The following is a 22,354-nucleotide window of genomic DNA, read 5'->3' on the forward strand; positions in this document are numbered from 1 at the left end:
GTGGTCTGGTAACCTCAATTATCCTTAGATTTTTAGGGGGTGGCAAGTTTTTTCTTTATAAGCCCTCTTAAATCAAGGTTATATTAACTTTTTACTATATAAGTTTTGACAATACGAATGATACAAAGGGGGGTTCTAAATGATAATAAAAGCATTACTAGTCTCAATCATAGCTGGAATTGGAGAAATTGATAATAGAATACTAGGAATGACAATGATCCAGCGCCCCATCATTATGTCAACTTTAGTAGGCTTAGTATACGGCGATGTTGTAACGGCAATGATCATTGGCGCGCAAATAGAGCTTCTTTCAATGGGGATTGTAGGGATCGGTGCTCACTCAGCACCACCGGATGTAACCCTTGGTAGTGCTCTTTGTACCGCTTTCGCTCTTGGATCCGGTACAGGTACAGAGGTAGCATTAGCGCTTGCGCTACCTGTTTCAGCTTTTGCAACAAGTTTAAAATACGTGACATACGTTCCCCTCAACCATATGCTAAGTGAAAGGGCTAGAAAGAAAGCAGCCGTAGCAGATACAAAAGCAATGGGAGTGAGTCAGTGGTTAGGCCTTTTTAACTACTTTATATTTCCGTTCATCATCACATTTATCGCCATGATGTTAGGTGGACCTTTATTTGAAGATCTAGTGGAAGTCACCCCTAAAGCTATTACTGAAGGAATACAGGTAGCTGCTGGATTATTACCTGCTCTTGGCTTTGCTCTACTTATGCGTCTTACTTATACGAAGCAATATGCACCGTACCTTTTCCTTGGGTTTGTCTGTGTAGCGTTTCTTGGTATGAGTAATGTAGGGGTAGCTGCTATAGGTGCAATCATAGCTGTACTTATATTTTCAACGGACAACCAGTCTAATGGGAAGGAGGCTGCATTAGATGACAACGAAGTCTAATACTATTAGCATGAATATTTTAATGAAAGTTTTTTGGAGGTCATTTCTTCTACCAGCATGTTACAGCATGGACAGGATGCAAGCTCCAGGTTTTGCTTATTCGATGATACCCGTATTAAAGAAGTTATATAGAGATAAGGACAGACGTAGTGAAGCCTTGTTACGCCATTCCGAAGTGTATAACACTACTTTTGCAGTTTCTCCTTTCATACTCGGTATAGCTACTGCAATGGAGGAAGAGGCGGCATCAAATCCTGAGTTTGATCCAAAGGCCATTAACTCTGTAAAGGTTGCTTTGATGAGTCCTTTAGCTGGGATCGGTGATACTTTTTTTTGGGGAACCTTTCGGATTATAGCTGCAGGTATTGGTACTTCCTTTGCTCTTGATGGTAATATCTTAGGTCCCATTCTATTCTTGCTTATTTACAACGTACCTAATTTCTTAGTTAGATACTATGGGATTAAGTTAGGGTATAAATTGGGATCCAATTCTATTCAGAACTTGGTTGCTGGCGGAGGTATGGCAAAGGCAACAAAGGCTGCTACCATATTGGGTCTAACGGTTATCGGAGGAATGATCGCTTCTCTAGTAGATATAAAAATCGCCTATGTATTTAAGTCTGGTGATACTAAATTAGAAATCCAACAAGTACTAGATGATATTGTTCCTAAATTGCTTCCACTTACTATTACTTTTCTTATTTATTGGTTATTGAAAAAGGGAGTAAATGTATATTGGATTATGTTGGGGAGTGTCGTAGTAGGCATTCTTGGAAAAGCGACTGGTATTTTATAATCGAAAAATTGAAAGTTAATATATATTCTAGGAGGAATTATTCATGTCTAAACATACAATGATTGATTACATCTATGAAACCAAACCCGCAGTTATCGGGATCATTAATAATAGTAGTTCGCTGTGTGGAGAATTTGCGCAACAGGTTGCTCATAAGGGATACAAAAGAATCATCTTAGTTGCATCTGGTACATCCTATAATGCTTGCGTAACGGCAAAATACTTTATGGAAAAAATGATAGCAATTCCAGTCACGCCTATGACAGCTTATTCATTCGCCCATTACGAAAATATTTTGGGTAAGGATGATCTGATTGTGGCTGTTACTCAAGAAGGTGAAAGCACCAATACAATTGATTGCCTAAATAAAGCGAATGAACTTGGGCTTGATAACTATGTAGTGACTGAATATCTTGATAACACTTGTACGCAAATTGCAAAAGGGAAAGTGACGATTGATTGCGGACGCGAATTCGTAGGACCGAAAACAAAAGGATACACCGCTACAGTATTAACCTTATACATGATGGCGCTAGAGTCAGCAAAACAACTGGGAACTATTTCCCAAGAAGAGTATGTGGATTATAAAGAACGAGCAGCAACTACAATTAATAATTTGGATGTTATTATAGAACAAACAAAAGATTGGTTCGAAGCGAATAAAGAAGATCTTGTTAACTGTGAACGCTGCTATATGTTAGGATATGGAGCAAATGTAGGAACAGCCATCGAAGGTGCTCTAAAAAGTTTAGAAACAGTACGTTATACATTTTTCGGTTTTGAAGTGGAAGAATTCCTTCACGGTCCATTGGCTTCCGTTAAACCAGATGTATATACAATCTTAATTGCTCCAAAAGGTTATGGGTACGATCGTGCAACAGCATTGTACAAAATCTTGAACAGTCAAAATGAACATTCCTATGCCATTGGTGCACAGGAAACTGTTGACTCAAAACATGTGCTTGCAGGTGACTTTATGAATGATCCAGACTTTTCTACTTTAGAGTACTGCGTGCCATTGCAACTTTTTGCCTACCTACTTTATACAGCCAAAGGGATTGATTTAGAAGTTCGTAATTATCCTCGCACTCGTGACGCTTTACCAACGAAGGCGAACCCTGTAAAACCTTCATAACTTATTAGGGGAAACATGGTAATTTGTGAAAGAAGGAGAAGTTGATTTGTGTATTCTAAAAAGGTTATGATCAAAAATCAATCAGGTTTGCATGCCCGTCCCGCGAAGGAATTGGTGACTTGCGCACAAGAGTATGCATCTAAAATTACTATTTGTAAAGCCGGTAAAGAAGATAGAACGATTAATGCAAAAAGTATCGTTTCTCTTCTTACTCTGTCACTTACACAGGGAGAAGATGCGGTGATTACTGCAGAGGGAACAGACGAAATAGAAGCTGTTGAAGCCTTGGCTAAGTTGATTGAAAGTGGTTTTGGAGAATAAAAGAGGTGTTGATAAATGACTCATTATGGTACCTTTAACAACTACCAATCACTTGTTGAAGAAATTAAAAAAAAAATGTAAGTATTATTTTATACAAATACGACAGGGTATTCCTATTTGAAGAAGCTTTCAAAAGAAGCAAAATCATTTCCATATTGTTTTTCTTACAGATCTTACTACCAATGATATTTATTGTTATGTATAGTTGGTTTACTAAAAGCTATCTGGGACTAATCGCCTTACCCTTCTATGTAGTAATTCCATTAGTCATTTCTACAAGATATATTCTAACAGTACTATTTACTACATTAGGTTTGTTGGGAATAGCTTGGGACTGGTCACCTTTAATCATATGCTTGTGTACTCCCGCATTACTTGCAAGCTGGGGCGAACGTTTATGGTGGAGCTCGATGCAAATTGTGATTGTTAGAGGCATATTAAATAGCCAATTATTATTTGACAAATTGTGGCAAAAGGGTCTGCTTGCAATTATGGATCAGCAGGGTAGATTGTTTCAATTTAACTCTAAATAATTTAGTTTTTACAAACTGTTCTATTGAAATTCGTCTAAATTGGGCCCGAATTTCATTATACGTTGCAAAGCAAAAAACTTCGGTCAATCCATTTATATAAGGGCGTGTTCAAAAAGGAGGATAAAAAGGACCAAGAAGTTCGAGGCGGCGCAGTTTTGAGCAGCGGAATGTATGCTTTTAAATACATGAGCAGCGGAGAAACAAGCCAACGAAGAAATTCGCAGTGTCATTTTTACCGGACTTTTTGAACATCCTCTATAAAGATGATATAGCTGAGACTGTGACAATAAGGTGTTTACTAAGCCTTTATGTTCACAGTCTTTAGTATAAAGTTCAGGAGAGACAATGGTTAAAGTTGTATATTGTATATAGCAGCTTAAAGTTGTATAGTATATTGTAAAATTTAGAGAAATATTAGGGATTTAAGAGAGGTGAGATAAAAAATGGAACTAGGTTTGGTTCAAAAACAAACAACAAACTTGGTGATGACGGCTGAATTAAGACAAGCGATTTCTTTATTGCAATATTCAACAATGGAATTAGCGCAATTTATACAAGAACAAGCTTTAGAAAATCCATTAATAGAATTAGAGGAACGAATAGAAGAATTCTATATGAATGAAAAATATGAAAACCCAAGAAAAAAATCGACAAACACGAATGAATCAAAGCATCCTTTAGAATTTGTTCTATCAGAAAGGCAAAGTTTGCAAGACTATTTATTAGAACAGATTCGTTGGATCGACATTTCGGATCGTGAACAAGAAATTTTAGAGTTTCTCGTTCTTAATGTAGATGATAATGGCTATTTAACGATTGAAAGTGAAGAAGCAGCCAATGATCTAGCGGTAGAAAAAAAGATTGTTGAAAAGAACATTGAAAGATTACAATCCCTAGAACCTGTTGGGGTTGGAGCAAGGGACTTTAAAGAATGTCTCCTTTTACAATTAAAAGCTTTTTATCCAGAGAATGAATTAGCAGCGAAGGTCATCGAAAATTATATTGATTTGTTTGCAAATAAAAAGTGGCAAGAACTTGCCCAACAATTAAACGTTTCTCTGCACGAAATAAACGAAATTGCACAGTGTATTCAAACCCTACAACCTAAACCTTGTATAAATATTGATGCTAATCCAACTATATATTGGATCCCTGATATAATAATCGATAAACAGAACGATCATTATACTATTGCATTTAATGATCAATTCCTTCCTGTTATTCACATAAATGACCAGTACAAAGAAATGTTAAATAAAAAAAATGAATGTTCGGTATATCTTCATGAAAAATATAATCAATACAAATGGTTAGTGAAAAGCATAGAACAACGTCGTAATACTATGCTGAAAATTGCTACGGTTCTTGTAGAGAAACAACGTGATTTTTTTGAAAATGGATTATCCAAACTTCATCCTCTTACTCTAAAAGAAATTGCCAGGGAAATAGATATGCATGAATCTTCCGTTAGCCGGACAATAAAAAATAAAGTCATTCAAACTCCTCAGGGGATATTTGAAATGAAACAATTATTTACATCAAAAATCCAACAGTCGGATGGCACTCATACGTCTTCATCTAAAATCAAAGGTTTAATAAAAAAAGTTATTGATGAGGAAGAAAAGCAAAATCCTCTTTCGGATCAAAAAATCGTTGATTACTTACATGACCAATTTAACATCTTAATTTCTCGTCGAACCGTAACGAAGTATCGAAAAGAACTAGGTATACTTTCATCAAGTCGGCGTAAACATTTCTCTTAACAAGAGGTTCAATTTTAACTTAGGTGCAGCCGAAAAGAGTATACCTAGGTTCTAAACTTTTTTATCAGCACCTTAATTTGTAAAACTGAATTTCTAGCAATCCCTTCTGATTGAGGGGTTTGGGCGTCATAAAACTCGGGGAAAGTAGTGGAACATACATGGTCATGATTTTGGATGAATGACAAAAGTTCGAGATGAGTTATCTAACAATTCGGAATTAAATCGCACGAAAGAAAGCGGTTAACGAATAGTAAAATCAGATTAAATTGATTTGTAAACGAAAAAGGAAATGACCCATTAATTGTAAATCACCTTTTTTCATCCTTAAAAATGTATAAAAAAATATAGATTTTTATTTTATATCATATGGTTACAGTCATAAAAACAAGTTGAACGGATCGAAACAAAAATAAGTAAAGATATAATTGTTGGTTTATGTTGACTTTTAACTGGGTGTTCAGTACCATAAAGGTAACAAATTGATGCGATCGTTATCATCTTTAAATCATTTAGAAGAGGAAAGGTGATGGAATGAAGCGAAAGGGATTTATTATGAAGGTTTATGCGGACAAACATGAAGAATATCAGAAAAGACATAATGAAATTTGGCCAGAGATGGTCGAGGAATTACGCCGATATGGAGGACAGAATTATTCTATCTTTTTAGATAAAGATACTAATCAGTTGTTTGGGTACATCGAGATAGAGGACGAAGAAAAATGGAGCAGGATGAGAGAGACTGCTATCAACCAAAAATGGTGGGAGTTTATGAAACCGCTTATGGAAACGAATTCAGATAATAGTCCAGTTACGATAGATTTAACAGAAGTTTTTCATATGGATTAGGATAAATATGACAGTTCAGGAGAAGAAGAAAATGGGGAACAGAAGGTTTGCAGCAAAATATGCTGAAAGAGCAATTACTAAAAAACTAGGAATCTCAAGAAATATACCTGTAAAAATCTAGCCCCCACTGATTAAAAGTTTCACGGATAGATAATCGTCATCATGCTGATCTAATCATGCTAAAAAGAGCTGTCACGGAAATAAGGTTTTTACTCATTTCCGTGCAGCTCTTTCTTATCCTTGTATTTTGTTGTTAAGTTGTTTTCTTATGAGGATGAGTTTCCATGAGATGGTTTTTTTTCATGTGAGATTGATTTTCCTGACATAAACCATCCGATGACAGCAATTCCTAGAAGGACTCCCCAGAAAGCAACTGTCCAACCCGTACTATGTGGGAAATGCTCATCCAATATCCCTACTTTTTCGTGACTGAGTGTAATAACCGCAAGTTTCACTCCCACCCAAGCAACGATGAGATAAGCGGTTGTTTCGAGACCAGGTCGATCGGCAAGCAGTTTTACAAATAGGTTTGCCGCGTATTTGATTAATATCAATCCTGCAATCCCTGCTAATACAACAATTAAGAACTGTCCGCCATCCATTCCGCCAAATTGTGGTAGTGGCGTCCCGGGAAGAACAATCGCAAGTGCGACCGCTGCAAGGATAGAATCAATAGCAAAGGCAAGGTCCGCTAATCCAATTTTGACTACAGTAGGCCAGAAACCTTTACCAGCAGAATCTTCCTTGACCTCTTCTTTATCTTTTGAAGAACCAAAGAAGTCCGAAATGACATGTTTTAAACCTAAATAAATTAAATAAGCTGCACCAATCGCTTGCACTTGCCATACATTAGCAATAAAAGAGATAGCGAATAGGGCTAAGAAACGGAAAAGAAAGGCGCCCAAAATCCCGTAATTAATGGCTTTCTTTTTCCGTTCTTCTGGCAAGTGTTTAGCGATTACTGCCATAACAAGTGCGTTGTCAGCAGATAAGATTCCCTCTAATCCAATGAGAATGAATAAAGTCCAACCGTATTGAATCCATAATGATTCCAAGTAGAAATCTCCTTTCTGATACAAAAATAGAGGCTTTTACCAATGAATGGTAAAAGCCTCTAAAAGATAAAAGACCTTTACCAAATTGGCAAAGGTCTTGCTAACAACAATTAAAGTTGCCCGTAAAGCCGAGAGCATGATTAATACTCTGAATTGACGACTTTACCGTTAAAGCTACTCCCCTTTGAATTATAAAAAGAATATCATTCAATGTATCATTTGTCAATCAGTTTTTGAAGTTTTTGATGTATTGATTAACTAGCATTCCGCTAAATTGTGGCAGTATGGTTTGAGGAATAACAATGGCAAATGCGACAGCTACACCTTTTTTTACGCTTTTTTTGTTTTCGCAGTTCTGAAAGAAGAGAATCCTATTGAACGATTTTCTAATCCTATTTACATCTTTTTAAGATGTCTAACATGAAGAGTACAAGCATAAACATGGAACACGTAGCTTTTTTTAGGGGGTAGACGATTGCGTGTTTCAAATGTAACTGTCCGTAAGAGATTAATAGTTGTGTTAATAGCTGGATTTGTGATTATGTTTGTAATTGGAATACGGTTGGGATACCTTCAGTTCATTCTTGGCGGTTCGCTGAGTGATAGGGCGCTGGAATTATGGAGTCGTGATATTCCTTTTGAAGGGAAACGAGGGGAAATAGTGGATCGGAATGGAGTATCTCTTGTACAAAACTTAAGTGCTCCTACTGTTTATGTGATTCCACGGCAAATTAAAGATCCTGTCAAAACGGCCGAAGAACTTCATTCAATCCTTAAAGGTAACAAGGAAGAAATCTATCGGCAGGTTACGAAAGACGAATCTATCGTTCGAATTCAACCAGATGGAAGAAAAATTTCAAATGAGAAGGCTAAACAAATCAAGAAATTGAATATTCCCGGAGTGTTCATTGGAGAGGATTATAAGCGACATTATCCATTTGGAAATAATCTTTCCCATGTGCTTGGGTTCACAGGAATAGATAATCAAGGATTGATGGGCCTGGAACTTTTTTATAATGAAAATTTAAGTGGAGAAAAAGGGAGAGTTTCTCTCTATTCTGATGCAAAGGGAAATAAAATATCTTCTTTAAGTGATGAATATGATCCACCAAAAGCCGGGTTGGATTTAAAATTAACAGTTGATAGTAAAGTACAATCCATTGTTGAAAGAGAATTGGATCATGCCGTAGCAAAGTATAATCCTGATGGAGCGCTTGCGATTGCAATGAACCCCAATACAGGAGAGATATTGGCAATGTCGAATCGTCCTAACTTTAATCCTGCAAGTTATAAGGATTATTCTGCAGAAATTTACAACCAAAACCGCCCGATTTGGAGTCAGTATGAACCGGGATCGACTTTTAAGATTATTACGTTAGCTTCTGCTCTTGAAGAGAAAGTTGTGGATTTAGAAGAGGATACTTTTTTTGATCCAGGTTATATCATGGTCGAGGGACAGAAAATCCGTTCTTGGAAAAAAGGTGGACACGGGCAGCAAACATTTCTCGAAGGGGTACAAAACTCGAGTAATCCTGGGTTTGTATTGTTGGGACAACGCCTAGGAAAGGAAAAGTTATTTTCTTACATTGACAAGTTTGGATTTGGGAAGAAAACGGGAATCGATCTACAAGGAGAAGGAACAGGCATATTATTTCCGTTGGAGCGTGTTGGGCCAGTAGAACTCGCTACGACAGCTTTTGGTCAAGGTGTGTCAGTCACCCCAATTCAACAAGTGACTGCTGTTTCAGCAGCTATAAATGGTGGTTATCTTTATAAGCCTTATATTGCAAAAGAATGGATAGACCCGAAAACGAAAGAAGTTGCGATTAGAAATTCCCCGCATTTAAAACAAAGGGTTATATCAGAGGAGACCTCAAAGCAAGTTCGTTATGCTTTAGAAAATGTCGTTGCTAAAGGAACGGGGAAGAATGCGTATGTTGAAGGTTATCGTGTGGGAGGTAAAACGGGAACAGCCCAAAAGGTTGTGGATGGAAAATATCTTAAGAACAACTATATCGTATCTTTCCTTGGTTTTGCCCCTGCCGATGATCCGCAAATTGTTGTTTACGTGGCTATAGATAATCCTAAAGATACATTGCAATTTGGCGGGGTCGTTGCTGCACCTATAGTTGGCACAATTATTGAGGATAGCTTGAGTTCGATGGGTGTAAAGAAACGCCAAGATCAAATAGAAAAGGAGACAACTTTGTTAGATGAGGAGTTTATTGCTGTACCTAATCTAATTGGAAAAAGTAAGAAAGATATTTATCAAAGCTTTTATGACTTAAAAATTGATGCAACCGGTGAAGGAGAGATGGTATTGAATCAAATACCCAAGGCAGGTTCAAAGGTAAAATCGGGGGCAACTATCCGTTTATTATTGGGCAACAAGTAAACAACATTGACAAAAGAAAATCTTGAAGAATAGTAGAAAACTTAATCAAGAAGGGGCTGTCCAGATAGTCGTGTTTTCGACTTTTGGATGCCCCTTTCCATGTTTCAAAACCTTGATTTATCAACATTCCTGATTATTGCACTTGAGGGCACTTCCACTTTTCGGACAGCCCCTTCTTATTTTATCATCAGGTTAAACAAATGGAATTTCTTTTTTGCTTGGTATGTAGCCGGGTTTCGCTCCAGGTATCCCAGTCAGGGAATAGTTTTTTCATTCACCTCAGTGTATGATGGGAGTTATGAATTATTTTTAAGAAGGAATGATGAAATGAAAAAAGCGATTTTTCTTCTCTTGGCTGCAGCTGTTGTCGTGATTATTTTTATCTTACATCATACGAATGCTGAACAAGATCATTTTATATATGTAGCTGTCAATGGAAATGACCAAAATGATGGTACAAAATCCAACCCGTTTCGCACACTAAAAAAAGCCTCTGCAGAAGCAAAAGCGGGGACGACCGTCCTTATACGAAAAGGGATCTATAATGAAAAGTTGGTCGTTAAACATAGTGGTACAAAAACGAAACCCATTATTTTTAAGGCCTACAATAAGGAGCAGGTTGTCCTTAGTGGAGAGAGTCTAAAGGATGTAGAAGGGGATACTTCCTTAGTTTCGATCAACAATAAAAACTATATTACGATTAGTGGATTAACGATTCAGGATTTAACAACTGAATTAACAGATGAAACAGTAATGGGAATTTTTGTAACAGGCTCGAGCCGTCATATTACATTAGAAAATAACCATGTGCAGCGAATTGAAACTCATGTAAAAGATGGGAATGGCCATGGTATTGCAGTATACGGAACTGGCCCAATGAAAGACATACATATTCTGAATAATACGGTGGAAGATTTGAAACTTGGTTCTAGTGAGGCTCTTGTACTTAATGGAAATATTGATGGCTTTAAGGTGGAAAATAACCTAGTTCGCCGCAACGATAATATCGGTATTGACCTGATTGGGTATGAAGGTACATCTTCAAATAAGAAAGCAGACTATGTGCGAAATGGTACGGTTAAAAAAAATAAAGTGTATGAAATATCCTCGTACGGCAATCCAGCCTATGGGGAAGATTATTCTGCTGGTGGAATTTACGTAGATGGCGGAAAAAATATTACCATTGAAAAGAATACTATATATAACTGCGATATCGGAATTGAAGCAACCTCTGAGCATAAGGGAAAATATGCTGATTATATGAACATTAGAGACAATATTATTTATAACAATTTTTACACGGGAATATCGATTGGCGGGTATGATGAAAAACGGGGAGGCACGATTAATTCTACAATCTCTCATAATATCCTTTATCGAAATGATACGAAGGGACTAGATGGGGGACAGCTATTATTACAGCATGATACAAAAAACAATGTGATCGAAAAAAACATTTTGACCACTGGACCCTCTCGCCTATTTATTACCAACTATTTTACAACCAATCAAGCCAATAAACTGCAAAAGAATATCTTCCATAAAGAAAAAGGAAAAACGGGTATCTGGGTATGGAAGGAGGAAGAATACATGTCTTTTCCTGAATTCAAAATCGCTTCAAAAAGTGATGCGAAATCTAGTTATATAAACCCGAAATTTGAAAATGAAAACAAATATGATTTTAGATTGAAAAAGGATTCACCTGCAAAAGATATTATAGAATAATTACTTTTGGAAATATGTCTTTGTTGTTAGAATATGCGAAAGAGTTACGGGTTCAAAAAATCGTCAGAAGTTACATGGAGATTTTATTATGTATAGTTCAACCCAAATTAAGGCCTTAATAAAAAAAACTAGCAAAGGAAAAGGAATTAAACGGACAAATACTTCTAAGAAACTATATGTTGGAGTGACTTTTAGAAAGAATCTCTAGCTCTGAATACAAAGATCATTTTATCTTAAAGGGTGGCATGTTGGTTGCTGCTCTAGTTGGTGTGGACAAATAGTATTGGTTGAACTTGGTAGAAAAATGCTGAACTTTCCAATCGTGTGTATGTTATAATTTTCGTCAAGAGAGGTGCTTAAAATGAAGTTGGAGCAACGGATGTTAACTCCCTTTGTCAAGGCAAAATACTTATCAGAACCCAATTTTAGAAGATATACAAGTATCATTCATTACTTATACCAGCAACATGAGTACTATTATGGTCCTCCTGCCCTAACGAGTGATATTTACAACCATATAATTGAGCATGACTCCCTGAATTTGTTTGGAAATTACACAGAGAAACAACTGGATGAGGACTTAAAACAGTTGGAGGAATGGGGAAATGTCGTTTCTCATGCCGATAATGCCCGGGTAAGCAAAATCCAGGACTACAATCGAAGCAGGTTGCGTTATCAATGTACCGATGAAACAATCGAAATCGAACGAATGCTGGAAAAGCTGGATGGGCAAATCCATCGAATAAAAGGTTCCCTAGATTCGAAAATGGTCAGTTCTTTGGCTGCGCTTGTGTTGCAATTTCAAAAAATGGACTTATCAAAAGCCTTAACAAAAGAGGAACGTGCCGAATTTAATGAACTTTGGACAGATATTTTCAAAAGATTTAAGACATTAAGGGAAGAGGCATCCGATTATTTAGGGATTATTCAGAGCAGAAACATTGAAGAAGCGATGCAAAGTAAAGATATTAGTGCGTTCAGAGTCAAATTCACGAGCTATTTGACAGATTTCATTATATCCCTGCAAAATAACACACTTATCATTGAATATGCGTTGAAAGATATCCGAAATAAAGGCCTGGTCGATCGAGCCATTCAAGAACTCATTATCTATCAAAAGGACAAACCGAATCTTGAAGAAGAAATCAAAGATGAAGAGATGGCAGAAATCTATCGAATGCAGTGGAGCGGGATTCAAAAATGGTTTGTTCAAGATGAACACGGGGAACGGTATGTCGACTATTTACTAAAACAGACCAATGAAACGATTAGTAAATTCATGAAATTTCTGGAACAACTTACCGAACGCGAACAACAAATGAAGAGTAGAAAACATGAATTTCTGCATTTAGCCCAACTGTTTGAGGAAGAAGAGAACTTTGATCACTGCGTAAAAATGTTTGGCGCAATCACCAATATTGAAAACCCGCCCCATTTCTTTTCCGAACGAAATCAGGAACTATATGCAGACGAAACGATTATCGAACAAGGACCAGAAGTCAAGCCCCTACAAAATGTCAAAACCGCTGGCATTAGAAAGAAAAAACAAATCGCTGTAATTGAACCGAGTGAGGAAGATAAACAATTATTGGCAGAACTAAGGCTGCAGAAGGCCTATGAGGAGCAGCAACTGAATGCCTTCACACAAAGAGGCAGAGTTGTGTTGGGCGAAGTCGAAAGAATCGAAAACTTTATTTTATATGCGATTTTGAATTGGATCAGCAAGGCTAACTCTACAAATACCAAACACGGTAGGACGGACAACGGTGTGAAGTATAGCATTGAGAAACATAGTGACCAAATGGTAACAGTACATACAACCGAGGGAATTTTAACAATGGATGATTATGTCATTAGTTTTGAGGTGTAAGCAATGTTGGAACAGATAGAGTATGAAGCTAGTAAAAAGCCAATCAAGGAAGAAGTGCAGCGGTGCATCAGGCTATTAATCGAACGATTCTGGATTACGAGAGAGGATGATGAAGAATTATATTATCTCATCAAAGACAATGAAGCAGAGATTAAAGCATTTTTCCGCGACACATTTCGTTACCGGTTGATCATTACCCATGAATTGGTAAAATTGGAGAAAATCCCTGTTAAAATGTATAACTGGATGGGAAATAAAACAGTAAAAAGCCAGACCACATTCAAACGGCAGCGCGACTTTGTCTTTTTGTTTTGTATACTGGCATTTATCGAAGGCAAAGGAAGAGACGACCAATTTTCGTTGCAAAATATATGTGAGGCAATACAGGCATATTATCCACAATCAGATTCAAAAGAACATGTAACGATCATTTGGAAAGAAGGTTCGGGTTATGAAAATCGACTTTCATTAATCCGCGTCTTGAAATATATGTTGAAGATGAAGTTGATTGTCGATGTGGATCAATATCTAGAAGACTTTGCAGCCGATGCAGAACATGACGTATTATTTGAACGAACGCCATATGTTTCCTATTTTATTCGCAACTTCAAAGATTTATTTGCCTGGAACCATTATGACGATTTTCATGCTTTTTTGGACAACGAAAACACTGAATATATCGATGGAAAACATCGCTTTTATCGGCGTTTATTTCTAGAACCGATTGTTTATCATCATGAAATAACGGAAGATGAACAAGATTATGTGAAACGATACTACCATAAGATCGAAAGCAACATCGAAAAATATACAGGCTATGAGTACGAACGCTATAAGCATAACTCGATATTGAGGAAAACGATTGTTTCTACAGGTGAAGTACTGCACCCTGCCGAAAATATGCGTTCAAATCTTATCCTTCGGTTTGCCGGATATATACTGGAGAATCAAGTAGACTACGAATTTTCATTTACGAATCAGATCGATATATCCAATAATGAAATACAGCAAATTCTCACTAATTTAAAAGAAAACGACTCCCGTTTCTGGTCCAAAAGCTTTAAGCAAATGTCATCCGAACAATTGCGGAATGTCGTTACGGAATATCTAGTAAACTGGAATTTTGCAGAAATAAAAGATGATAAAACAGTGACATTAAAAGAAGGGCTTTTTCGCATAGTTGGGAACTATCATAAGGAAGAGAAGGAGAAGCGAACATGAGCGAAACACTGCAAACAGTAAACAAATGGCAAATGTACCGTGCGAAATTATTCAGCTTCTGGTATTATCCGGATCAGGAATTTTATTTTAAAAATGGCTGTGGAGTACTTCGCGGTCATAATGGCAGTGGTAAATCGGTGACGACTCAAAGTTTAATCACCGTCTTACTGGATGGGGACGTACGGAGTCATAAGCTCGATCCCTTTGGTGGCAGGGAACGAAATATCACAGATACCGTATTAGGTGAAGAAGGCTTATTGGGGATTCATGAACGAATCGGGTATATTCTTTTGGAATTTAAAAAGGAAAACGCCGAAGTATACAAAACAATTGGTATGGGCATCGAAGCAAGGAGAGGCAAAGCACAAAACAAAGTCTGGTATTTCATCGTTGATGGCAAACGCTTTGGTAACGGGGAAGGATTTCTCAAGCTTTACAAAGAAGAAATCATCGAGGGAAGTTTGAAGAAGCTGCCGCTAAATGAAAACCAGCTTCGTCATCTCATTGAAACAGAGAATCGTTGTGGAAGAATTTACACAGACAGAAAAGACTACGCCGACAAAGTAAACAAGCATTTATTTGGGTTTGATACATTGGAAAGTTTTATGGGATTGATTGATTTATTAATTCAAATCAGAAGTCCAAAGCTAAGTGATAAAAATAGACCTGAAGGCGTGGCCGAGGTGATCAATGATTCCCTTCCGCAGTTAACAGAAAGTGAATTACGCCCATTAACGGACTCTATTGAATCCATTGACCGCATTGAAAAGGATTTGCAAGATACGAAGCGCGACTTGAAATCAATGGAAAGACTCAATGATGTTTTTGTCAAATACAACCAAATAGCATTAGTTGAAAAGGCAACGGAATATAGAAAAGCGCAGAAGTCTCTAAATAAGTTGAAAGCTGACATCGCCCAAACAGAAAGAGAAGTAAAGAAACAGAATGAGCGACTGAAAGAAATCGACTCAAGCCGCACAAAACTGTCCAATCAACTAGAGGTAAAAAAGGAAGAATTACATTCACTTGGTGTAAAAGATATCGAGGAGATTGAAGGACGCAAGCAGGAAGCAGAAAAAGATTTTTCCGCATTCACGAGAACACTGCAAGCTTTAAATGAAAAACTGGATAATACGATCAAACGAAAGCATGAGGCACAAAAGAAAAAAGATGAATATGAAGCAGATCTTTACAGATTCGAAAAGGAATGTAAAGATTTTCTCCAGGAACTCGACAGCATTACAGAAGAAATGGATTTCGCCAAGCATCATCCGTTCATGACACATTTCATCGCCAATCAAAACGATCCCACTTATTCATTCTTTGCATGGAAAGAAGAAGTAAAAAAATATGGTCAATTCCTCACAACCATGAAATTGGAATTGGAAAAGTATGAAAAGCTAAGGGATAAACTTGGCCGGATTGATAATGATTTAGGTGACATCCAAATGAAGATTGACGCCTCGCAAACCATCATTACGGATTGCAAAGATAAAATAGATGAAGAGATTATTCACGTAGTAGAAGCCGTGCAGCAATGGGCCGATCATGCGGTGTATTTACAAGTGGATGGGGAAACGAAAGATCGTTTAATTGAATCGATAGATGATGTCTTTGACCGTTTGTCAAAAGCAGCCTACCTAGGTCCGTTAGAAACGTTCTATCAACAACGAAAAGAAGAAAACCAAACGAGGAAGATAGCAATTTCCCATCAAATTAGTCTCCTGGAAGCAGAAAAAGCAAAGATAGAAAATGAGATTATCGAATGGGAAACTAAACAAGAGATAGAACCCGGCTTTGTTGAAAAGAAACGAAAGGCTTGGGACGAGCTCACAGCAGCCGGCATTGACTATGTGACTTTTTACGAAGCATTTGAATTTCATGAAACGATCGAACCTGACGAGGCACTCCTCTACCAAAATGCATTAATAGAATCCGGCATCCTGCAGGCGGTCATCGTGAAACCGGAAGATGTAGGCATTGCAAAACAATATACAACTGTCCTGGAATATGGAGATGCACAAGAAAGGAATTTATCAACTGTACTAAGAGCAAGTAAAGAAGCGCAATGGGAAAAGGTCCTCACCTCCATTTCAGTGAAGGAAAAAAACGGAACCTATATTTTAGAAAATGGTTCTTTTAAAAATGGTCTTGTAACAGGGAAGGCCTCCCAACAAGAAGATTCATTGTTTATTGGGAAAGCCGCCAGAGAAATGTACCGACAGAAAAAAATTCTCAGTCTGAAAGAAGCACGGGATCTAAAAGCTGAACAAATAGATGCTCAGCAAATTCAACTTGCGCAAACAAAAGAAGAGCAGGCAAAAATGGAAACAGAATACGAATCCTTCCCGTCTTTAGCTCACTTATCTGATTTATACACAAAAATAAATACAGAACAACAGACTATTACAGAAATCTATGAACCATCCAGAAAGAAATTGAGCGATGAATATAGTGAAGTAAATGAGGAGAGCAAGAAACTGCTCGTACAAATGAAGGCAAAACTGGATTTTACGGAACTTGATCTAACGATTGAAGCATTCGAGAGGGAACGACGGAATCAACAGGACTATATGCAATGCTTGCAAGATATGGAAGTGTCCTTTACCAAGAAGATGAATGCGAAAGCAAGTTTTTCAGACTATACGGGGCGTTGCATGGAATATGAAATACAAGAAGATGAAATCCAATCCGATATCCGGGACAATGAATCCAAACAAGACAAGGCGAAAGAGAGAATTTCCACCTACGAAAACCGATTAAAGGAAATGGGCTCAGAAGACATTCGCAAAAGAATTACCGAGCTTACCCAGGAAATCAATACAACCATTCCGGAACAATTAAATGATTTATTGACGGAAAAAACCAATCTTGGTCGTGATATTGAGACTGGAGAACAATTCATTGCCTACCAAATGGAAAATGAAATTCCCTTTAAGACAGTGGTCTATGAAGCGTGGGAGAACGAATTTCAGGCCCATTATAAACTGGGTTACTTGATCGCTGAAAATGATCCTTCCGATTACCTGGAGGTGGCCAAAGAAATTGAAAAGCAGCACGGATCGATGATCGACAAGAAAAGAGACGAAATTGAGAAGGCAAAAAATAGATTGACCCATACCTTTAATACGCAAAACATTGAATTATTCCATTATGAATTGGAAATGCAAACAATGAAATCTGATTATTTGCCAACCTTTGAGACAGAAGATGATCAAAAAAATGCAACATTAAATTTAATGAATGAGCAAATGTCGCGCATTATCGTCACGCTGAATGTCGATGGAGAACGTGTTCCGCCAACCTATGCGGTCAAACATTTGACAGAGCGCGTCACACGCTTGGACAGGGATATAAATGAGAAAGATCGCGACTTGTATGAACGAATCCTGGTCAACACATTAGGTGATACAATCCGGAGAAAGATTACCTATGTACAGCACTGGGAAAAAGAGATGAATAAATTTATGGAGCACGAGAATTTGATCAAGTTCCGCCTTGCCTGGAAACCAAAGAAAAGAGAAAATGAAGACCAATTAGATACCTTGAAACTGGTAGAAGCATTAAAAAGGGATAGCCAATGGATTGATGTCGATGAAATCAGCAGCCATTTTCGTTCCAAAATCAAAATAGCCAGACGCAGGCACGAAAGACAGTCCCATAAAGAATATAATTTAAAAGAAATCATGCGTGAAGAACTTGATTACCGCAAATGGTTTGAGTTTGAAATTTACTTTACGAAGAAAAATGACAAAGAAAAGAAGTTAACAAGAAACACCTATGGAGAATTAAGTGGCGGACAACGCGTTTTAGCAATGATCACACCCGTACTTGCTGCATTGTATGCGAAGTATTCTGAAGCAAGTGAGGATTGTCCACGCATCTTCACGCTGGATGAAGCATTTTCCCGCGTGGATGATGATAATATTAATATCATGTTCGAGTATATCCGCAAATTGAATTTCAACTATATTCTCAATTCTCAATCGTTATGGGGATGCTATGCGTCTGTTCCATCACTCAATATTTATGAATTGAGTCGTCCGGAAAACCGACCTCATGTATTGATTGATTCGTATTACTGGAACGGAAAGAAAAAAGTCAGAACAGAGCAATTGCAATTGGAAAGGGAGGAAGAGCTGGTTGTTACTTCTTAATGAATTGACGAATGTTTTCAAACGAGAAAAGGGTTTGACCGCCTTTTCTCTCTTTTTATAAAAAAGTATAAAAGCTATGAACGTGTCGAAAAGGGAATTTCTGTTGTGTTAAATAACCCGACCCCGGAAGAAAAACGGGCCCTATCTGGTTTTCTTGGAAAGGATTATTCTAAAAGTAAATCGATCAAATTAACAGCAGAAAAAATGGAAAAAGCCATTTTGAAAACAAAGTATGGTAAAACGCTGGAATCTGTTTCGTTTCAGGATATCTTAGAAGCTTATCATGGCGAGCCATTAGTAAGTCATCGAGAGGAAGAACGGCTTTTCCTAACAGAAAGGAAGGCCTATTTTGACAACCTGGAAAGAGGCGCCCGCTCTCCGCTTTTTATCGCACTGATTGATTGGATAAGAGGAACGAAGCACAATCGCTTTTATCAAATGTACAATCATGAACGTGCGGCCTTAACTAAAGCGATGGGACATTTAAATCAAGCATTTGCATTATTTCCGTTAGCAAGCTACGAGTACCTAGCCGTTTTCTCGTCCAATGCAACAGGAAATCCACATGCTTTTGACGCCAATGAAAACGAAGGCAAATTGTTCATCTATGCATTGCAAATTATCCATTCGCTAGAGAGCGATTGGGAAATCAAAGAATTGAATGCAGAGGAGAGAGCGGAGTTATTATATGAGTTTAACATCATGACAGATGACTTATTAAATTTTGTGTCTGTATTTCATGCATCAGGTAAAAATAAAAATGGAAACGAGAATAGGCTCCTGTACGGAGCGGTTCAGGAAAAGGCGTTTTTCCATCTACCATTAAAAGAAATAGTTAAATTGGGCAGTGTCACATCCGCTTCGGGTAAAAACCGCCTCTTCATGATCGAAAATTCCAGCGTAGCTTCACATGTTGTGAGTGAACTCTTAAGATATGATATTAATGAAACCATCATATCTGGAAACGGACAATTCAAAATTGCAACCTTGAAATTTCTGGATGCATTTGTCAAAAATGGCGGGGCGATCTATTATAGTGGTGACTTTGATCCAGAGGGAATCTTGATGGCCTATAAACTGAGAAAACGTTACGGCGACAGTTTACACTATTGGCACTATGATGTGAATCATTATCATATGGCATTATCGCAAGAGCCCATTTCTGCAAGAAGATTAAAGCAATTAAACAGTATAGATGATCCAGCATTACAACCCCTTATTGACGAAATCAAGGAAATAAAGCAAAGTGGGTATCAAGAAAAAATGTTACTGAAGATCGTGGAGGATTTGAAGAAGGTAAATGAGTAACACGATTATGCAAGCTTCAAGTGGCATTTCCTTAAATGAACATTTCTAGAAAAGGAGCATCCAAAGGTCGAAATAACAACTTTCTGGACCGCCCCTTCTTACGGTTTAAGGAATTGCTGAACTTTCATGGGGAATGCTGAACTTTGGGAAGTAACGCTGAACATTTCAGGGAATTGCTGAACTTTGGGAAGTAAATGCTGAACATTTCATGGGAAATGCTGAACTTTGGGGAAGAAATACTAAACATTCCCTTTCTAGCCCAATGCTCGAGCGAAATTAATAAATTAATCACAAGCTGAGCTTCTTTTATATGTTTATGGTGTATGATAAATGATAAGATCGAAAGGAAAATTCAGTTTTCCTTTTTTCTATGTTTGGTAAGGGGAAATGTAAGAGGATTGAATCATTAATGTAGGGATAAACCCAGAGCTTGAGTGTATGCCTAAAGAAGGTGAATCACAAGTTAAAATTGGACTGGATCATGATATCTGTTTTTTTGAAATCGCTCTCGGATTGGGTTCAAGTAATTGAGGCAAGCTCAAGATACATATTTTGAATAATCAATCATTCACTGGTGAATTTAAATTATCAGATAGGGGAGATGAAAAAATGGGAAAGAATGTACAACCAAATATTTTGTTTATTATGAGTGATGATCATGCCGCACATGCTATGAGCTGTTATGACAGTAAAATCAATGAAACACCCAATCTTGATCGTATCGCCAATGAAGGTATGCGATTTGATAATTGTTTTTGTACGAACTCCATTTGTGCACCAAGCCGGGCGGCTATTTTGACTGGAGAGTATAATCATAAAAATGGGGTCAAAACGCTTGGGGATAACCTCGATGGGCGCAGACCAAATGTGCAGAAAATCATGCGGGAAAATGGGTATCAGACTGCACTTGTGGGAAAATGGCATCTTGGGCATGAAGACATCCATAATCCAACAGGATTTGATTATTGGAATGTCCTACCAGGCCAAGGTGATTATCATGATCCTGATATGATTGAAATGGGTGAAAGAAAAAAATATAACGGCTATGTAACAGACATTATCACAGATCTTTCACTAGATTGGTTGAAGAATCGAGCAAAGGACAAGCCATTTATGCTCATGTGTCATCATAAAGCGCCACACCGTCCGTGGGAGCCCGACGAAAAGCATGCTAGGATGTATGAAGATGTGGATATACCGGAACCAGAAACGTTTCATGATGATTATTCTAACCGTTCAAATGCGGCTAAAGAGGCCACCATGCGTGTGGATCGAGATTTTAATAAAACCGACTTAAAAGTAGACCCACCCGAAAACTTGTCTCCTGAGGAGTTGAAAGGTTGGAAATACCAACGTTATATCAAAGACTATTTAAGGGTAGTGGCTTCCATTGATGATAACGTCGGAAGAATGCTGAATTATTTAGATGAAGAAGGGCTCACGGAAAACACAATGGTCATCTATACTTCAGATCAAGGGTTTTTCCTTGGCGACCATGGTTGGTATGATAAACGATTTATGTATGAAGAATCGCTAAGAATGCCATTTATCGTCCGTTATCCAAAAGCCATTAAGACCGGGACGAAAACGAGTGATTTTGCTTTGAATGTTGATTTTGCCGAAACCTTTCTAGATTACGCAGGAATCGATATCCCCGATTTTATGCAAGGTACAAGTTTGCGTCCGGTTATGGAAGAGCGTACTCCCGATGATTGGCAAACATCCCTTTATTACCGTTATTGGGAGCATCTCAGCGAACCGCATAAGGTTGTCTCTCACTACGGTGTACGCACAGAGCGATTTAAACTTATCTATTACTATGGTGAGTCGTTGGGCGCATCAAACACGGTTGATGAATCAAGAACTCCAGAATGGGAATTATTTGATTTAGAAACAGACCCATTTGAAATGAATAACGTTTACGATGACCCCGGATATGCTGAAACAGTCGACACGTTAAAAAAAGAGTTATATCGATTGAAGGAAAAAGTCGGGGATCATGAGTAAAATGAGGATTTGAGTGAACTTCAACTTGAGCTAAGGTCATTAAATGTATTATCCAATAAACGAATGGTACTATTTCGTATTTCCAGCTCGCTAATTATTATTTCCCCGCCTGTGAAAAAGTTGTTGGATTGTGAGGATTTATCTTCAACGATCTAGCAGCTTTTTATATTTGAGAAAGAAGAGGACTGTTTAACCCATATTCCGCGCTACACCTACCACGCAAAATTTTTTCTGAAAAGCCCACTGTCATAAAGGCAACCGATCATTGCTCTTATGACAGTGTTTTATAAATAATGACAGCACACAACATAT

14 protein-coding genes are annotated in these 22,354 nt (G+C 37.6%); 13 read left to right on the forward strand and 1 reads right to left on the reverse strand.

Annotated features, from left to right (window positions below; genetic code table 11):
- Positions 1-139 precede the first annotated feature (139 nt).
- The 6 genes from MUB24_RS21160 to rhaM all read left to right on the forward strand — a co-directional run bounded on the left by MUB24_RS21160 (position 140) and on the right by rhaM (position 6,304).
- Positions 140-910 carry a PTS mannose/fructose/sorbose/N-acetylgalactosamine transporter subunit IIC gene (locus tag MUB24_RS21160; protein ID WP_244707513.1) on the forward strand — a complete coding sequence of 257 codons (771 nt, stop codon included), beginning with the start codon at positions 140-142 and terminating at the stop codon, positions 908-910.
- Positions 894-1,706: a PTS system mannose/fructose/sorbose family transporter subunit IID gene (locus MUB24_RS21165; protein ID WP_244707514.1), complete on the forward strand. Its 813-nt coding sequence runs from the start codon at positions 894-896 to the stop codon at positions 1,704-1,706. Before MUB24_RS21160 ends, MUB24_RS21165 begins: the two co-directional genes overlap by 17 nt.
- A 43-nt stretch (positions 1,707-1,749) precedes the next feature.
- Entirely contained in the window at positions 1,750-2,841 is a 1,092-nt protein-coding gene (locus tag MUB24_RS21170) for an SIS domain-containing protein (protein ID WP_244707515.1), read from the forward strand.
- A gap of 48 nt (positions 2,842-2,889) precedes the next feature.
- Entirely contained in the window at positions 2,890-3,162 is a 273-nt protein-coding gene (locus MUB24_RS21175; RefSeq protein WP_244707516.1) for an HPr family phosphocarrier protein, read from the forward strand.
- A gap of 976 nt (positions 3,163-4,138) precedes the next feature.
- The gene (rpoN, locus tag MUB24_RS21180) at positions 4,139-5,458 is read left to right on the forward strand and encodes an RNA polymerase factor sigma-54 (protein ID WP_244707517.1); all 1,320 of its coding nucleotides are present in this window, start codon (positions 4,139-4,141) and stop codon (positions 5,456-5,458) included.
- Positions 5,459-5,989: 531 nt separating this feature from the next.
- Positions 5,990-6,304, forward strand: a complete 315-nt coding sequence (rhaM, locus tag MUB24_RS21185) for an L-rhamnose mutarotase (RefSeq protein ID WP_244707518.1) — start codon at positions 5,990-5,992, stop codon at positions 6,302-6,304.
- Positions 6,305-6,570: 266 nt separating this feature from the next.
- Here rhaM and MUB24_RS21190 read toward each other — a convergent pair whose 3' ends face one another.
- Positions 6,571-7,359, reverse strand: coding sequence for a TerC family protein (locus MUB24_RS21190; protein ID WP_244707519.1), 789 nt, complete (start codon positions 7,357-7,359; stop codon positions 6,571-6,573).
- Between the two features lie 475 nt (positions 7,360-7,834).
- On the opposite strand from MUB24_RS21190, the gene MUB24_RS21195 reads away from it, so the two are divergent.
- From MUB24_RS21195 to MUB24_RS21225, 7 genes are all read left to right on the forward strand, one after another.
- A complete protein-coding gene (locus tag MUB24_RS21195; protein WP_244707520.1) occupies positions 7,835-9,754 on the forward strand; it encodes a stage V sporulation protein D in 1,920 nt (639 codons plus the stop codon).
- Positions 9,755-10,081: 327 nt separating this feature from the next.
- Positions 10,082-11,479, forward strand: a complete 1,398-nt coding sequence (locus tag MUB24_RS21200; protein WP_244707521.1) for a DUF1565 domain-containing protein — start codon at positions 10,082-10,084, stop codon at positions 11,477-11,479.
- 361 nt (positions 11,480-11,840) lie between these two features.
- Positions 11,841-13,349, forward strand: coding sequence for a TIGR02677 family protein (locus MUB24_RS21205; protein ID WP_244707522.1), 1,509 nt, complete (start codon positions 11,841-11,843; stop codon positions 13,347-13,349).
- Between the two features lie 3 nt (positions 13,350-13,352).
- On the forward strand, positions 13,353-14,570 hold the full coding sequence (locus tag MUB24_RS21210; RefSeq protein WP_244707523.1) for a TIGR02678 family protein: 1,218 nt from the start codon (positions 13,353-13,355) through the stop codon (positions 14,568-14,570).
- Complete coding sequence (locus MUB24_RS21215) at positions 14,567-18,727, forward strand: TIGR02680 family protein (protein ID WP_244707524.1); 4,161 nt, start codon at positions 14,567-14,569, stop codon at positions 18,725-18,727. Before MUB24_RS21210 ends, MUB24_RS21215 begins: the two co-directional genes overlap by 4 nt.
- Positions 18,728-18,832: 105 nt before the next feature.
- Complete coding sequence (locus MUB24_RS23560) at positions 18,833-20,035, forward strand: TIGR02679 domain-containing protein (protein WP_244707525.1); 1,203 nt, start codon at positions 18,833-18,835, stop codon at positions 20,033-20,035.
- Between the two features lie 609 nt (positions 20,036-20,644).
- On the forward strand, positions 20,645-22,042 hold the full coding sequence (locus MUB24_RS21225; RefSeq protein ID WP_244707526.1) for a sulfatase family protein: 1,398 nt from the start codon (positions 20,645-20,647) through the stop codon (positions 22,040-22,042).
- The last annotated feature ends 312 nt before the right edge of the window (positions 22,043-22,354 follow it).

It is taken from the genome of Lederbergia sp. NSJ-179 (genome assembly GCF_022867885.1).
Classification (GTDB): domain Bacteria; phylum Bacillota; class Bacilli; order Bacillales; family Bacillaceae_C; genus Lederbergia.